General features: G+C 59.1%; 13 protein-coding genes and 2 pseudogenes. 10 read left to right on the top strand and 5 right to left on the bottom strand.

Annotation, left to right across the window (positions count from 1 at the left end):
* Positions 1-53 precede the first annotated feature (53 nt).
* The 8 genes and pseudogenes from C3F12_07725 (at position 54) to higA (ending at position 7,953) form a co-directional block, all read left to right on the top strand.
* Positions 54-3,194, top strand: a complete 3,141-nt coding sequence (locus tag C3F12_07725; GenBank protein ID PWB45950.1) for a hypothetical protein — start codon at positions 54-56, stop codon at positions 3,192-3,194.
* Positions 3,166-3,522 (top strand): Hpt domain-containing protein, encoded by a 357-nt coding sequence (locus tag C3F12_07720; protein ID PWB45949.1) that lies wholly within the window; start codon positions 3,166-3,168, stop codon positions 3,520-3,522. Before C3F12_07725 ends, C3F12_07720 begins: the two co-directional genes overlap by 29 nt.
* Positions 3,523-3,539: 17 nt before the next feature.
* Entirely contained in the window at positions 3,540-3,887 is a 348-nt protein-coding gene (locus C3F12_07715) for an anti-sigma factor antagonist (GenBank protein ID PWB45948.1), read from the top strand.
* Positions 3,888-3,890: 3 nt separating this feature from the next.
* Positions 3,891-4,364, top strand: coding sequence for an ATP-binding protein (locus C3F12_07710; GenBank protein PWB45947.1), 474 nt, complete (start codon positions 3,891-3,893; stop codon positions 4,362-4,364).
* Positions 4,365-4,367: 3 nt separating this feature from the next.
* On the top strand, positions 4,368-6,863 hold the full coding sequence (locus C3F12_07705; GenBank protein PWB45946.1) for a glycogen phosphorylase: 2,496 nt from the start codon (positions 4,368-4,370) through the stop codon (positions 6,861-6,863).
* 166 nt (positions 6,864-7,029) lie between these two features.
* The gene (locus tag C3F12_07700; protein PWB45945.1) at positions 7,030-7,311 is read left to right on the top strand and encodes a hypothetical protein; all 282 of its coding nucleotides are present in this window, start codon (positions 7,030-7,032) and stop codon (positions 7,309-7,311) included.
* The gene (locus tag C3F12_07695; protein PWB45944.1) at positions 7,308-7,742 is read left to right on the top strand and encodes a VapC toxin family PIN domain ribonuclease; all 435 of its coding nucleotides are present in this window, start codon (positions 7,308-7,310) and stop codon (positions 7,740-7,742) included. The genes C3F12_07700 and C3F12_07695 overlap by 4 nt, the downstream gene beginning before the upstream one ends.
* A 2-nt stretch (positions 7,743-7,744) precedes the next feature.
* Positions 7,745-7,953, top strand: a pseudogene (gene higA / locus C3F12_07690) (addiction module antidote protein, HigA family).
* A 287-nt stretch (positions 7,954-8,240) separates the two neighbouring features.
* On the opposite strand, the gene C3F12_07685 reads toward higA, so the two are convergent.
* The 5 genes and pseudogenes from C3F12_07685 to C3F12_07665 form a co-directional block, all read right to left on the bottom strand.
* A complete protein-coding gene (locus tag C3F12_07685; protein ID PWB45943.1) occupies positions 8,241-8,462 on the bottom strand; it encodes a hypothetical protein in 222 nt (73 codons plus the stop codon).
* A 176-nt stretch (positions 8,463-8,638) separates the two neighbouring features.
* Positions 8,639-9,061, bottom strand: coding sequence for a twitching motility protein PilT (locus tag C3F12_07680; GenBank protein PWB45942.1), 423 nt, complete (start codon positions 9,059-9,061; stop codon positions 8,639-8,641).
* Positions 9,058-9,312, bottom strand: coding sequence for a hypothetical protein (locus tag C3F12_07675; GenBank protein PWB46395.1), 255 nt, complete (start codon positions 9,310-9,312; stop codon positions 9,058-9,060). Before C3F12_07675 ends, C3F12_07680 begins: the two co-directional genes overlap by 4 nt.
* A gap of 827 nt (positions 9,313-10,139) precedes the next feature.
* A pseudogene (locus C3F12_07670) lies at positions 10,140-12,652 on the bottom strand (N-6 DNA methylase).
* Positions 12,653-12,662: 10 nt separating this feature from the next.
* A complete protein-coding gene (locus C3F12_07665; GenBank protein PWB45941.1) occupies positions 12,663-15,203 on the bottom strand; it encodes a restriction endonuclease subunit R in 2,541 nt (846 codons plus the stop codon).
* A gap of 533 nt (positions 15,204-15,736) precedes the next feature.
* Here C3F12_07665 and C3F12_07660 point away from each other — a divergent pair.
* Together C3F12_07660 and C3F12_07655 are read left to right on the top strand one after the other, a co-directional pair.
* The gene (locus C3F12_07660; protein ID PWB45940.1) at positions 15,737-16,021 is read left to right on the top strand and encodes a hypothetical protein; all 285 of its coding nucleotides are present in this window, start codon (positions 15,737-15,739) and stop codon (positions 16,019-16,021) included.
* 3 nt (positions 16,022-16,024) lie between these two features.
* Positions 16,025-16,252, top strand: coding sequence for a hypothetical protein (locus C3F12_07655; protein PWB45939.1), 228 nt, complete (start codon positions 16,025-16,027; stop codon positions 16,250-16,252).
* Positions 16,253-16,270: the final 18 nt, after the last annotated feature.

Raw genomic sequence — 16,270 nt, 5'->3', positions numbered from 1 at the left:
GGCCTTCACGCTGTGCGCTGATAGCCGACCGCTTCAATCACGTGAGAACATCGATGCAACCGAGTTCACCCACAGCAGCGGTTATTGACGAACTCAAACGACTGGCCGGCAGTCTGAATGAGTGTGCCGTAAGCAAGTGTCCCGCGGCGCCGCGAGTGATTGACGAACTTGGCCGTCTGGCCGCCAGTCTGAATGAGATACTCAACACGCTTGCCGAAAGCGAGGCCAAGTTTCGCGGGCTGGTCAAGGATGCGCCGGATGCGATGTTGCTCGTCGACAAGACGGGACGTATCATGCTCGCCAACGATGAAGCGGAGCGGCTGTTCGGCTATACGCAGCAGGAGCTGGTTGGCGCGCCCCTTGAGATGCTGGTGCCCGAGCGTCTTCGCACCCAACACGCCGCGCATCGCGCCACCTACCTCACGCACCCCGTGACGCGGCCCATGGGGACGGGACTGGACTTACACGCCGTGCGCAAAGATGGGCGTGAATTCCCCGTCGACATCAAGCTGAGCTACTATCCCACCAAGGATGGCGGCATCTCCATGGCCGCGATTCGTGACACCACCTTTCGCAAGCAGGCGGAGGTCCAACTCCGCCTGCAAACCACCGCGTTGGAGGCTGCCGCCAACGGCATCGTCATCACCGACCGGGACGGGACCATCGTCTGGGTCAATCCCGCTGCCACCCCGCTGACCGGCTATACGGCACAGGAGCTGCTCGGGCAGAATCTCCGCCTTCTCAAGTCCGATCGCCATGACACCGCCTTCTTCCAAGATCTATGGCGGACGATTCTCACCGGGCAGACGTGGCACGGCGAGATGATCAACCGACGGAAAGATGGAAGTCTGTACACCGAAGAGCAGACCATCGCCCCCGTCCGGGACCACCGAGGCGAGATCACCCATTTCATCGCGATTAAGCAGGACGTGACCGCCCGCAAACAGGCGGATGCCGAGTTGGCCGCCGCTCACTCCGAACTGGCCGGGCTGTACGAAACGACGAAGGACCTTGCCGCACGATGGGAGGCGCTCTTTACACTGAGCCGGCTGGTCAACCGTTCGCTCCAACTCGACGAGGTCTTCGACACGTTCGCCCGGGCGGTAGAGTCGTATGTCCCATACGATCGTCTGGGGGTCGTCCTGCCTGAGGGCGACCGGCTCGTCGTCGCGTACTCCGTCGCTCACCCTCCCCTGGCGTCTCACCAGGGGCAGAGCTGGCCGAAGACGAACGATACGGCCGTAGAGTGGATACTCACCCATAGGGAGCCTCGACTTATACGCGATCTTGACACACCGACCGGCTTCCGTGACGACACCTATCTGGCGCAGGAGGGGGTCCGGTCGGTCCTGGGTCTGCCGCTGCTGGCGGGCGGAAAGGCGCTCGGGGTCTTTTTCCTCGATAGTCTGGTGACCCAGGCCTACTCCTCACGCGATATTGAGCGGCTGCTTCCGTTGGCCGATCAGGTGGCCATTGTGGTCGAGCACAGTCGGCTGTACAGTTCGGTGCAGCGTCAGGCCGAAGAGCTGAAGCAAGAGGTCGAGGAGCGCAAACGGGCGGAGGCGGCCATGCAGCAGGCGAAATCGGTCGCCGAAGCGGCCAACCGGGCCAAGGGTGACTTTTTGGCCAAGATGAGCCATGAGATCCGGACGCCCCTGAACGCCATCATCGGGATGACCGAACTCACGCTTGACACTACCCTCACCGCAGAGCAGCAGGAGTTCTTGCACGTCGTTCACTCCTCCTCGGAGGCGCTGCTGACGGTCATCAACGATATCCTCGATCTCTCCAAGCTCGAGGCCGGCCAGATGACGATCGAGGAGGTAGACTTTGATCTGCGGGACGTCGTTGAAGGTGTGGCCGAGATCCTAAGCGTCCGGGCCCAGAAAAAGGGTCTGGAGTTGACCTGTGATGTCGATCCCTCGCTCCCCTCGAGCGTACGCGGCGATCCCACCCGGCTGAGACAGGTGTTGGTCAATCTGGTGGGCAACGCGATCAAGTTTACAGAGCATGGGGAGGTCACCATCCAGGTTGAGCAGACCACGGTTGATGCCCCGGGACGGATCGGTCTACATATTGCGGTGACCGATACCGGCATCGGCATTCCCAGCCATCAGCAGACCAGAATCTTCGATCCGTTTGCTCAGGCTGATGCGACCACCACGCGACGGTTCGGGGGGAGCGGCTTGGGCTTGAGCATCTCGAAGGCCATCATCGAACTGATGGGCGGGCGGATATGGGTGGAGAGCGAGGTCGGCAAAGGCTCGACGTTCCATTGTGATCTTGTCGCGGACGCCGCTGCGCCTGAGAAGCAGACCCGCGAGCGAGGGGAGGAGGCGTATCCTGATCTGCGCGATGTCGCCGTACTGATCGTCGACGACAATACGACCAATCGCCTGATCGTGCGCCGAACGCTCCAGACCTGGGGGATGTCGGCCGACGAAGCGACCAGCGGTGAGGAGGCCCTGGCGCTGCTGCGGGCGCCGCACGCCGACTATCGGATCGTCATCCTGGACCATCAGATGCCCGACATGGACGGGGCGGCCGTCGCAGACGCCATCCGACAAGATCCACGACTACGGCAGATCAAGGTGATCATGCTCTCATCTTGGGAAGGGTTGTCCGCCGCCAAGCGAGAAGAGCTCGGCATTGCCGTCGTTCTGACGAAGCCGGTCAAGCAGTCCAAGCTCTTGGATGTCCTGCTGTGGCTCCTTCGAAGCACAACGGAGGTCGAGGCGCCCGCTGGGCCGATCGCGCCTGAGGCGGAACGCGCCGCGCTTCAACGACACATCCTCCTGGTCGAGGATAACGTCGACAATCAGTACCTGGTCAGCCGGATTCTGACGAATGCCGGGTACTGGGTCGTGACCGCCGACAACGGAGTCGCAGCCGTGAATGCGGTACGGCGGACCCGCTACAACCTCATCCTGATGGACGTACAGATGCCGGAAATGGATGGGTTCGAGGCGACGCGCGCGATCAGATCATGGGAGCGCGAGCATGATGTCGGGCGGACGCCGATCATCGCCATGACGGCCTATGCGGCCACAGGATACCGGGAGCAATGTCTGCAACAGGGAATGGATGATTATCTCGCAAAGCCGCTCAAGAGGGATCTCTTGCTTCAGACGGTCAGACGCTATCTGAACGATACGTCGGGACCCGATGACGCAACCGTCGCGGCGACCCCGTAAGGAGGAGCGGAGGATGGCAGAACAGACGACCATCGTCTATATCGACGAGGAGATTGCAGACCTGGTCCCGGAGTTTTTGGCGAATCGACGTCGGGATGTCGAGCAGATCCAGCAATTGTTGCAGGCGGGCAAGTACGGGGAACTCACGCGATTAGGCCATACCATGAAAGGGACGGGGGGCGGCTATGGGTTCGCTGAAATCAGCGCCATCGGTAAGGAGATTGAAGAGGCCGGCATACGCGGCGATCATGAGGCCATCACAAGGCTGGGTCAGCGGCTGTCCGCGTACCTTGCGACGGTTACCGTTGAGGTCCGGCAGGCCGAATAGGCAAAGGAGCCCACACGATGCAGCTTGACCAGCGGACAGTAGACCATACGCTGATTGTCACACCACTGGAGGATCGGCTGGATGCCAGGATTGCCGCCGATTTTAAGGAACGGATGATCGAACTGATCGCGTCGGGCCATACCAAGATTGTGCTGGACCTGTCACAGATCGAGTTTATCGACAGCAGCGGCCTGGGGGCAATCGTCTCCAGCCTGAAGCGAATGGGAGGGCAGGGGGAACTGGTCGTCTGCGGGTTGCAGGAAACCACCATGACGCTATTTAAGCTGACGCGAATGGATCGTGTGTTTCAGGTCTTTGAAAGCGAGCAACAGGCCCTATCGGCCCTAGGCGACGATAAAGGGTAGTATATGGCGAGCACGCGACGGATCACATTGGCCATCAGCAGCGATCTGCAGAATGTACCGCTGATCGGTCAGACGATACGGGAGCTCTGTTCGCTTGTTCCACTGTCCGATATTGAATCACATCAGATCGCGTTGTGTGTCGTCGAGGCGGTCAATAATGCCATCGTCCATGCGTATGATCGCGAGGCCGAACACGAGGTTGAGGTGATCTTTGACCAACATGCCGACCGATTGATCGTGCAGATCTGCGACGCGGGAAGGACCATGGACTCCACATGCCTGACACCTCAGGCCGGGTCACCCTTCGATTTCGACCCCAAGTGCGTAGAACGCCTGCCCGAGCGGGGGTTGGGGCTTGCGATTATCAGGCATACCATGGATGAGGTCACGTATACCACCTCGCAAGGAAAGAATATCCTGACGCTCACGAGATTTCTGAGATCCTGTCAATCCAGACAAGGGCGACTAAAGGAGTGACCGATGTCGACCGGCAGGCTTGAGCAGGATCCGCGTCCGGAGTCGGGAACGTATCGCCATGTCGCCCTCACGGTCTCCGCCTTTCAGGACGCCATTCGCCATCATGCCCGGTATTCGCTGGGGAAAAAATGGGAGCGCTGCTCCAGCCGTGAGCTGTTTATGGCCGTGGCGTTTGCCGTCCGCGACGTCCTCATCGATCGGATGCTGGCCACCGAGGATCGGTATCAGCAGGCCGATCCCAAGCGGCTGCATTATCTCTCTATGGAGTTTCTGCTGGGTCAATCCCTGAGAAACAACCTGAGCAATCTGGGAATGCTGGATCCGTGCCGGGAGGCGCTCCGTACGATGGGCGTCGATCTCGACGAAGTGCTGGAGGGCGAGGCCGAAGCGGCGCTGGGAAACGGCGGTCTCGGTCGCCTGGCGGCCTGCTTTCTCGATTCGCTGGCCACCATGGGAATACCGGGATACGGATACGGCATCAACTATGAGTACGGGCTGTTCAAACAGGCTATCGACGGCGGGTATCAGAAAGAAAAGCCGGACAACTGGATGGCCCACGGCAACCCCTGGCAGATCGAGCGTCCCGATGAGGCCTGCATCGTACCGGTCTATGGGCGCGTCGAACACGGCATCGACCGGACCGGGGGGTACAACCCCATGTGGATGGATTGGAAGATCATCATCGGCGTTCCGCACGATATGCCGATTGTCGGATACGGTGGGCACACGGTCAACGTTTTGCGACTCTACTCGGCGCGATCATCCGAAGAGTTTGATATGCAGATCTTTAATGAGGGGGACTACCTGAAGGCGGTCGAGCAGCAGATCGCGTCGGAGACGATCTCCAAGGTCCTCTACCCCGCCGACTCGATCGAGGCGGGCCGGGAGCTGCGGCTGCTTCAGGAATACCTCCTCGTGGCCTGCACCCTGCGGGATATCATGCGACGGTACAGTAAGAGCCACACCAGCTTTGATCAGTTCCCTTCCAAGGTCGCCATACAGCTCAACGACACCCATCCCGCCCTGGCCGTTGCGGAACTGATGCGGATGCTCGTCGACGAACACGCCCAACCGTGGGAAGCCGCTTGGGAGATCACCCAGGCGACACTGTCGTACACCAACCACACCCTGATGCCGGAGGCGCTGGAGAGATGGTCGGTCTCACTCCTCGAATCCGTTCTGCCGCGTCACCTGCAGATCATGTACGAGATCAATCGCCGCTTCCTGGCGCAGGTGGCCTCGATGTGGCCGCGCGACCACGAGCGACTCCGCCGTATGTCCCTGATTGAGGAGGGCGAGCCAAAGCAGGTGCGGATGGTCAACCTCGCCCTGGTCGGCAGCCATGCCGTCAACGGCGTCTCGACGCTTCACACCCAACTGGTCACAACCTATTTGGCGCCCGATTTCGCTCAACTCTGGCCGGACAAATTCAGCACCAAGACGAACGGCGTGACACCGCGACGCTGGCTGCTTCAAGCCAACCCGCTGCTGGCCGATCTGATCACGAATACCATCGGCAGCAACGGATGGATTGGCGACCTGGGGAAGCTGAGGGCGCTCGAGTCCCATATTCAGGATAGAGACTTCCGGCACGCATTTATGGCCATCAAGCGGGTCAACAAGGTGCGATTGGCGCGGCTTATCTACGACGTCAGCCGGGTCGTCGTCAGTCCCGACGCGCTATTCGATGTCCACGTCAAACGGATCCACGAGTACAAACGGCAACTGCTCAATGTCATGCAGATCGTCCACCAGTACCTGCGCATCGTGGAGGACGGTCTTGAGCCGTCGAGCCCTCGCGTCTATATCTTTGCCGGGAAGGCAGCGCCGGGGTACTGGACCGCCAAGCAGATCATTAAACTGATCACCAGCGTCGGCCAGGTCATCAATAACGATCCCCGCGTGAAAGGGCTGATCAAGGTGGTCTTCCTGCCCGACTATCGCGTCTCCCTGGCGGAACAGATCGTTCCCGCCGCAGATGTCAACCAGCAGATCTCCATGGCCGGGACCGAGGCGTCGGGAACCGGCAGCATGAAGTTCGCGATGAACGGGGCCCCCATCGTGGGCACCTACGACGGGGCCAATGTCGAGATCATGCAGGAGGTGGGCGAGGAGAATATCTTTCTGTTCGGACTCCAGGTCGACGCGGCCAGGCAGATGCGGGAGCGCGGCTCGCACCATCCTCGAGACCATTATCATCGCAACCCCCATATCCGACGCCTCATGGACGTATTGGGCTCCACCCTGTTTTGCCCGAACCAGCCCGGTCTGTTCCGCTGGGTTGGGGAGTCGGTGCTGGATCGCGGTGATCCGTACTTCCACCTGGCCGATCTGGAGTCGTATATCGACACCCAGAACCGGGTGGCTCAGGCATTCGAAGATCCTGCCGGTTGGGCCTCAAAGGCGATCCTGAACGTGGCGCGTATCGGAAAGTTCTCCAGCGACCGCGCCATCACCGAATACGCCCGGGAGATCTGGAATATCCAACCCGTCCTCTAGGATATCAGCGGAGCAGCCCCGTCAGGCTCGAACACCCGCGCATGATGACACGCACACACCTGATTACGATTCAGTCGCAAACCGCTGAAATACAGTATGCTGCTTTTCGCTTGCATCGTCATCATAATGTGGATACAATGGCTACATTATATCAAGAGGAGGTCTGATGCCGTTCGTAGGAATTCGTGAATTGAAGAATCGTCTGACGTACCATCTGCGCCTGATCAAACAGGGGAAAGAGGTCGTCGTGACCGATCGTGGAACACCGGTCGCCGTACTGAAACCGATCGAGGGACTGGAGAAGCATCCGGGATTGGAGGAGCGTTTGGCCTTTTATGCCGAACAGGGACTGATCACCTTACCCCGAGGCAAGTTCGATTTCACAACGCCTCCGCTCTCACTGAAAGGCAGACCCCTGTCGCAAACCGTCCTTGAGGACCGGGGATGATCTATCTCGATACCAGCGCCCTCGTAAAAAAATACGTAAGAGAACCGGGAACCAGCCACATACGTCAGCTCATAGAGAGCGCTACCCACAGTTTTACCTCGAAGATCGCTTATGCAGAGATCCAGGCAGCCTTGGCCCGCCGCTACCGGGAAGGAGACCTGTCGAGAGATCGCCTGGCCAAGATCGTGAAAAGTTTTGAGCAGGATTGGCAGGCCGTTGCGCAGGTCGAGGTCAGCAATGAGATCCTGGCGCACACGCGGCATCTGGTTCGCCGGCATCCACTTCGAGGTGCGGATGCCATCCACCTCTCATCCGCCCTCTGGGTAGCCAAGGCATTGAAACATCCTCTTCAGTTCATCTCCTCCGACGACCGACTTCTCGAGGCAGCCGCCAGGGAACGATTGGATACCCTGGTACCTCGAGAACCGTAAGAGTTCTTGGCGCCTGCCGCGCCACCCTGTCCGATGTTACCAACGGCAAGGCGGCTGTTTCGGCGGAAATGGCCCTGCGGCTGGGAAAGGCGTTCGGCGTCAACATGGACTGCTGCTGAAGATGCAGGCCGGATACGATGCCGCCCAGGCCCGCCTGCACAGCGGCCGCATCAAGGTCAAGCGCTTTCACCCGGTCGGCACAGGGGCGTGATAGCGACTTAGATTGCGTCCTGAGAATTGTTTCAATCTGCCATTGCGCCACCGAGAGAGATGACCAACCCGCATACGCCAATCCAGGAGTCTTGCTCTCAACCGGCAGCCGTTAGGCATCGTGGAGGTGATCATCGGAGAATGGATCGAAACAGCGCGAGAGCTTGGGCGTGCGATTCCGGAACCGAAGGGACGGCTGCTGTACGCCTGACGCGCAGGCTTCGGATTCTGCAGCTTCGCGACTACCTTCCAACCGCATGACCGCGAAGCTTGGCTTTGACCCGTCTATTATGCCGCACTGCTCGCATCGTCCGATCCGTACTTCGCGCGCAGCGCCTCGTGCAGCTCGAACATCGGCTTGTGCTCGGGCCGAGTGGCGACGGATTCGATGTCGAAGCCCAGGCAGATCTCGATGTCCCTGCCGAAGCCGATCAGGCCCATCGCGAAGTCCTTGGGCTCCGTCTGCTTGATCTGCCAGATGTTGAAGTAGACGAAGCTCATGGTGAGCATGTGGTAGGCGAGGAACGCGAACTGGTACTTGCCGTGCGTGTAGTTCGTCTCGAAGGCGTCCCAGAGGAATTCGATGTACTCCTGCTCCTTCGGACTCTTGAAGGAGAGCGGCAGGTAGTTGCCCAGTTCGGCGGCTTCATCAATTAGGGATACATAGAAACGGAAAACCCTTGTAACTACGATTGGTCACGTTCCTCCTTTGCCGTAATGACCTCTAGAGACGTGATACCCTCGAAGTCCTTTGCATTATGCGTAACAAGTGGCACAGTGTGGCGTGCGGCACAGGCGGCAATCCAAGCATCATTGGGACTGATAGGCTGCCCGTTGTGCTTTCGCTCCGCCATCAGGCGCCCATAGCAACGGGCGATTTCATGGTCGTAAGGAATCACAACAAAATTACGGAGCGTAGTTTCAAGTTCCCTACGCTTCTTTTCGCCCCAGTTATTACTCTCCGCACCAAAGTACATCTCGCCTACTGTGATAAAGGCAATCGCAAGCAATTTCCCCTGGACATGCGGCGCATAGGCCTCTGCCAACGGGCCGCCCTTCATCAGGTAAGAGACGACATTCGTGTCAAGGATGATCTTGGCGTCGCTCATGACAATCCGCTTTTTCCCATTTGCGAATGCCGCAGTTCGTCAATAGCCTCCTCGAAGCCGTCGTTCATCTCACCAGGCCACGTACCGAAGAGCGCCTTCACATCCGCCATCGGTCTCACGTTCTGAGCCTGAGCCAATTCATCCAACGTCGGTGATTCCCAGAAATCCCGGGAGAGCGGAGTGCCCTGCGGGAGCAAATCGGCAGCCTCGCCTTCTCGATCCTCCAACCGCTCGATGTCGTGAATCTTGATACTGGCGATTCTGCCGGTCATGGGGTCCTCCTTCGCCTCGCCCACGATACGAACGTAGCGCAGGATGTCTTCAAGCACTTCGTCCTTCTGGTCTTCGTCGAACAGGCACAGCACCGGTTCGCCAACAGATGGATGCACACGGCAGCGCGTTCCATGTTCCTTGAAATCCGCCATGAGCAAACGGCCTTCGATGGTACGGATATTTGTCTGCGGTCCCTTAATGCGTTCCTGTATCCGCGTGAAGCCCTCCGGGGTGAAGGTTGTTGTCAGTGGCGTTTTCCTGTGGTTCAGGGTGAAATCGATTTTCGTGATCCCCTGACTGAAGAGCGTTCCTGCGTCTCGCCACGCCATCAGAACGCCTGCATCGTAACCTGCCGGAAGTTTATCGTCCGCCTCCTGTACAGCAGACAGCCCACTTAGCGCCTTCTCCAAAATTTCAAGGCCCCGGTCCAAAGTCGGTAATGCTTGCATCTGCCGCCGCTCGAAGCCCAGTACTGCCGCCGGACTGCCGTGTGTCAACAACACCAAGTCGAGGGCCACCTCCTCCTTGATGCTGCGTGGCTGCGGTCCCCGGCGCACACTTTCGGCATTGCCCGTCAGGACGCGCCCCGTCCGTTGAAGCGCCTTGTTCATATTAATCAGAAAGCGCAACAGATGTGCCACCGGTATCTTGCCCGGTCCAACGGCTTGACCGTCGAAACGAATCTTCAGCAATGGACCGTTTCTATTCATGGTTTAACCTCCTATTGCGCCAGCTCTGAGGGACATGTGTACACAAGTCAGCATTATCGGCGCGAGCTATGTCAATAATCTTACTACGGGTATCTCTACCTTGTACATACGCTTGGTTCCTCCCCCCATACCCGCGCGAGGGTGGCTTGGATCTTCTTCTCGAAGCGGGCCATCAGCTCGCGGTTGGCGGCGACAAGGGCTTGTTCGGCTTCGATCTCGGCCACGATTTGTTGCTGCGTAGCAAGGGGTGGGAGCGGGATTTCTACCGTCTTCAGAATCTCGATGTTGATGTTTTTTTGGGCGGCTTGCGGTGCGATGTCGTTCAGGTGCTGTTTCTTCGTTCGCATGGCCAATTCCAAGTAGTGGGCATCGGTTCCTTGCTTCGGGATGAGGCCAACGACGCTGTCTGGAAAGCAGGACGGAAAATCGAGAACGGCAGTGTCGCCGATATTTGCGGCAATCGTAATCACCACAAGTGGCGGCTGGAATAACTTGCTCACGGACAGCCCCTCCTCATTCAAAGTCTGGGTGTAGGTGATCTTCCTTCCGCCGGCGCGGACGATGTCACCTGTTTGAATGAAGGGATACTTCCCACCGTAAAATCGAGGCTCGTTTCGTGGACGATGAGAGAATTTCCCGCGCTGGATTTCGCACGTTTCTTCGAGCGGCACCATCGGCCAGTCGGGGTGGATGGGGATGTGGGGGCGGTAGTGGTCGAGGACGGCGCGGGCGCCGTCGATGACTTTCTGGTAGCCCTCGATCTCCGCCACGATCTCCTTCTGCACCTCCAGCGGCGGCAGGGGAATCTGAAACTGCTCGACATAGCCTTTGGGTACCCGCTGAAGTCCTCCCGTCCCAGTCATCTGCGCAATGGCCGGCTCGCGAAAAGCTCTGCTTGTTACGCAGAAGTAGACGTACTCGGCTAGAATCCGATCGCTTGGGCGCAGGATGTAGAACTCGCTTGATCCGAATCCCGCGCCGTTGGTCAGGCCCCTGGCGACTCCAGCCTTTCCATTCTCGAAGCACGGGGTGACCTTTGCAACGAGCACGTCGCCGTCCGCGAAGTACGTGTAGCTCGTTCCCAGTTCGTCAATCCGCTTGGTCTCTTTTGCAATAAAGGCGAGTCGATTCTCGCCAAGGTCAGACATTGGGACAAACGAGACGAGGGTGTCGGGCGGCAACGCGAGCGCTTCGCGCTTTGCTGGGTTGATGGTGCACACATCTCCGAGTGGTACGAGCGGGAAAGCGTGACTTCTCGCTCCATTCTCCCGATACCGCTCTCCGCCAGGTTGTACTCGCCATTCCCCGCGATCCTCTCCTTCGATACGACGAGGCCGAACGTGGGCTGGAAGTCCTCGATCGACTCGCGGGCGCGCAGGCGGCGCAGGTACTCGGCGATCTCGGCGCGGGCCTGGGGCAGGTCGTCCCTATCGATCGGGCGGCGCTGGGCGCCGAGGCCGAAGCCGTCGTTCTCGATCTTGAAGAAGGCGATGGTCTGTGCCTGCCGGGCGAGCGACTTGTCCAGGATCAGGATAGAGGTCTTGACGCCGGAGTAGGGATTGAAAACGCCGGCGGGCAGGGAGACGACGGCGACGAGGTACTCCTCCACCAGCATCTTGCGCAGTTGGGTATAGGCGGTCTGGCTCTGGAAAATGATACCCTCGGGCACGATGATGCCGGCGCGGCCCTGTGGCATGAGGTGCTCGGCCATGTAATCTACGAATAGCACTTCGCTGCGCTTGGACTGCACCGAGAAACGGTTGTGCGGCTTAATGCCGCCCTTCGGCGACATGAAGGGTGGATTCGCAAGGATGACGTCGGCGTGCTCTTTCCAGCGCTCCTGGCTGGTGAGCGTGTCGTACTCGAAGATGTGCGGATCGGTGAAGCCGTGCAGGTAAAGGTTCACCAGCGACAGGCGCACCATATCCGGCGAGATGTCGTAGCCCTTGAAGTTCTGCGCGAGACGGCCCTTGTCATCTGGCGTCAGCGTGTTGTGCCCCTCAGCGTCCGTGTTAGCCTTGAGGATGTGTTTGTAGGAGGAGATCAGGAACCCGGCGGTCCCGCAGGCGGGGTCGAGGACAGTCTCATGCTTCTTCGGGTCGACGATGGCAACGATGAAGTCGATGATGTGCCGCGGGGTGCGAAACTGCCCGGCGTCGCCCTGCGAGCCGAGCACCGAGAGCAGATACTCGAAGGCGTCGCCCAGCCGTTCGGAATGGTCGTAGGTGAACTCGTCGATGATCTTGAGAAACGCGCGCAGCGTCTCGGGGTCGCGATAGGGCAGGTAGGCGTTCTTGAAGATGTCGCGGAAGAGCGGCGGGATGCCGGGATTCTCCGGCATCTTGGCGATGGCCTCGGCGTAGAGGTTCAGGGTCTCGAAGCCGCCCAGTCCGGAGCGCATCAGCTTGGCCCAGCCGTAGCGGGCGAAGTCGCCGGCGAAGAACTTGCGCTTGCCGCCCAGCTCCTCGGCCTCGGCGTCCATGTCGTCCATGAACTTGTAGATGAGCGCAATGGTGATCTGCTCGACCTGGCTCTTAGGGTCGGGAACCTTACCCACGAGGATGTCGCGGGCGGTATCGATGCGGCGTTTGGTGTCGGTATCGAGCACGCGGTCTCCTTCAGGCGGCGAACTGGTTTAAGGACACGTAGTCCTTGACGTATTCCGGGATGAGCGCCCGGTACTTGGCCGGCACGGCCTTGAAGTCGCGGGTGGAAAACACCGGATTGGTCGCCAGATCGGTGAACTGCTTGCTCTCGATGATGTCGCGGATGCGGCCACTGGTGACATAGGCCTTGAAGTAGGTCTTGATGGCCGGGATGGCCGTAGCCTCTTCGGGCTTGTAGTCGGCGACGAACTTGGCGAACTCCTCTTCCAGCAGCTCATCCTTGGACTTAAAGCGCGGGATGAGGCCGAAGATCTTCTCCAGGATCTCGCGCAGGGTCAGGCGGCGGTCCACGGCGGCGGCTTTACGCAGCTTGTCGAGGGTGTAATACTCCTCGGGCTTGTCGAAGACCTCGCGATTCACATAGTCGATCACCCGGTCCCACTGCCCGGCCTCGACGGCGGCAGCGATAGTGTTATCGGCGCGCACAGTGTCCTCGAACTTCTCGAAGAACATACGATCGATCTTCATGCCCTCGGCGCCGATGATCTCTTCCCTGACCGAGGCCAGGATGTCGGCGCCGAGGTGCTCGTAGGCGCCTTCGTAGACCACAGGGCCTTCGCCCCCGCCATCGTCAGTCGGCTTACCGGTTGGCCGCGGGAGCTTGAGCACCTCGTCGTAGTTGAACTCCTCCTCGAAGTATTCGCAGTTGGCGAAGAAGTCGAAGAGCTTGAAGGCGGTCTTTATTGGAGCTTGCACGCCGTCCTTGCGGCTGTCGTCGAAGAGCTGCTCCAGGAAGTTGTGCTTGCGGGTGCCGCGCCCCTTGATCTGGATGAAGTCGGTGGGTGAAAAGATCGGGCGGAACAGGCCAAGGTTGAGAATGTCCGTACAGTCATAGCCGGTGGTCATCATGCCGACCGTCACGCAAACGCGCGCCTTGCTGGTCTTGTAGGCGGGAATGAAGTTGCCCGAGCCGAGCAGGTTGTTGTTGCTGAAATTGACGGTGAACTGCTGGGCGTCGGGAACCTGAGAGGTGACCTGCACGGCAAAGTCGGACTGGTACTTGCCCGGGTACATGCGGTCGGCCATCTGATTGAGTATCTGCGTCAGCTTGGCGGCGTGGTTCTGGCTGACGGCAAAGATGATCGACTTACCGACCTCGCCGCTGACGGGGTCGCGCAGGGCATTCTCGAGGAACGTCTTGCAGAAGAGCCGGTTGGTGGCGTCGGCAAAGAAGCGCTTCTCGAATTCGCGTTGTTTGAATGCCTGCTGCTGATCCTCGCCGGTGTCGTCTGTAAACGAGACGACGAAACCCTTGTCGGACAGCAGCTCGGTGGTAATCTCAGTGCGGGCGTCTACCACTGTGGGATTGATCAGGTAGCCCTCCTTCACGCCGTCTAGCAGGGAGTAGCGGAAGGTCGGCTGGCTGTTGTCGCAGCCGAAGGTGCGGTAGGTGTCGAGCAGCAAGCGACGCTCGGCCTCGCGCGGGTCGCGTGTTCCCGGGTTCGTGCTGTCGAACCGCCGGAGGTAGTCGCGGGGCGTCGCGGTGAGGCCGAGTTTGTAACCGATAAAGTAGTCGAACACGGCGCGCGCGTTGCCGCCGATGGAGCGGTGCGCTTCATCGGAGATCACGAGATCGAAGTCGGTCGGCGAGAAGAGCCGCTGGTACTTGTTGTTGAAGAGCAGGGACTGCACCGTGGTGACAACGATCTCCGCGCGCCGCCAGTCGTCCCGGTTTTCCTTGTAGATGACCGTCTGAAAGTCGGCGGACAGCAGCGCAGCGAAAGCCTTCTTGGCCTGGTCTTCCAGTTCGAGGCGGTCCACAAGGAAAAGCACGCGCCGAGCGTTGCCCGAGCGAAGAAAGAGCTTAACGACGGCGGCAGCGGTCAGGGTCTTGCCGGTGCCAGTGGCCATCTCGAAGAGGAAGCGGTCCTTACCGTCTCCGACCGCGGCCTGAAGGCTGTGAATGGCCTTGAGTTGATAGGGCCGGAGGAAATGGAGCTTGTTGGCTTGGATGTAGCCGTGGCGTTCTGCTTCATTCCGCCACGCAGCCTCGGATTGGTAGTTCGGGCGCCGGGTGAGAACGATATAGTCCTCCCCCACTTGCTCTGCGGTCAGCCGCTGCGGGTTAGGAGTGACCTTCTGGTAGCCGATGACGGAGTCGGGCGTCGGAAACGAGGTGATGATGTAGGGGTTGCCTCGCTCGAGGTCCCAGAAATAGTGCAGGTTGCCATTTGAGAGGATAACGAATCGGCAGTTCTGCGAGCGGGCGTACTTGCGAGCCTGTTCCTTGGCGGCCAGCGGATTCTTGTTCTCGGCCTTGGCCTCGAGGACGATGAGCGGAAAGCCCTTGGCGTCGAGCAGCAGGAAATCGACGAAGCCTCTTCCGGTCTTCTCGAAGTTGTCGCCGAGCGCGTCCAGGTCGGTAGACGTGACGGCAACAGTCGGTTCGAGCCGGATGTTGGCAGGCTGGTCGCCATTCGGAAAGAAGCGCCAGCCGGCAGCTTCGAGCAGCTTGTTGATCTTGATGCGGGCTGTGGCCTCCTTCTCGGACACTCAGGCTCCTGTCTCAGCGATGGTGGTCAGAGGGCATAACTATTATGTAACCTGATCAACCTATCCCAACCAGCCGTCCCGGAAGCTGGTTCCAACTCTATAATCTTTTCCGCCAGTTAACAAGGAAGTTGCATGAATTCTGACCACGGCAAACGCGCCGGCACGTCAGCCTATTCAGCCTTTCGGTAGCGAACCGCTCGAACCACATCTGACGCTCTCAAACGAGCTGCAGACGCCCGCGCCTAGTCGGTTCACCGGAAGGCATCGATCATCGTCGCGCTGAGATCGGTGTGGCCCCAAAGGTTGCTGTTATACGTAGCGCCATCAACTGCAACAATAGCCGTCATTTTTGTGAAAGCGTGAATCCCGAAAGGCACTGGATTCCGGGTCAAGCCCGGAATGACAAACGTTCGAGACAGGGATCGTCTAAAAGGAAACATGAGCCAAGCATAGACTGGCTCCCTTTCTTTCGCCCGCTTGTTTTCCTTCTCCTTTTCTGATACAAACGAGAAAAGAGGGAGGGAGGAAGACCGATGGCCATTATCCTCAAAGAGCGCGCCACTGCCTTGACGGCTATTGTTGAGCCTTCTGATGGCAAGTACGTCATTGTCTGTCCGGAACTTGATCTGGCCGCAGAAGGGGATACGCCTGAGGCCGCTTTCGAGGATCTCATCGAGATGGCGATCGATTATGCGGAACAATATATGGAAGAGTATGAACTATTCAGCAAAAGCCCCAATCGAGCGGTCCATGCTCCCTTTATTCAGGCGATCCATGCCATGGGATCGAAGGAAAACGTCAAGACCCTCTTCACCTGACGGATGCCACCTACCTATGCTGATTTTCGAAGGGTCCTACACGCGGCCGGATTTCTGTTAGTTCGAACGAAGAAACACGAAACCTGGCAGAAGGTTCTCGCGGATGGAACGATTCTTCAGGTGCGGGTAAGCCATCAGCATGGTCGAGACATCCCGACCGCCCTGTTCCATCGAATGCTCCGACAAGCCAATCTCACCGACGCTGAATTCACCAGACTCCTGAAATCGTAATGCCAATCCGCCTGATGG

The organism is Candidatus Methylomirabilota bacterium (assembly GCA_003104975.1).
In the GTDB taxonomy this organism is placed as follows: Bacteria; Methylomirabilota; Methylomirabilia; order Methylomirabilales; family Methylomirabilaceae; genus Methylomirabilis.
This window is presented reverse-complemented; position numbering and strand designations above follow the sequence as displayed.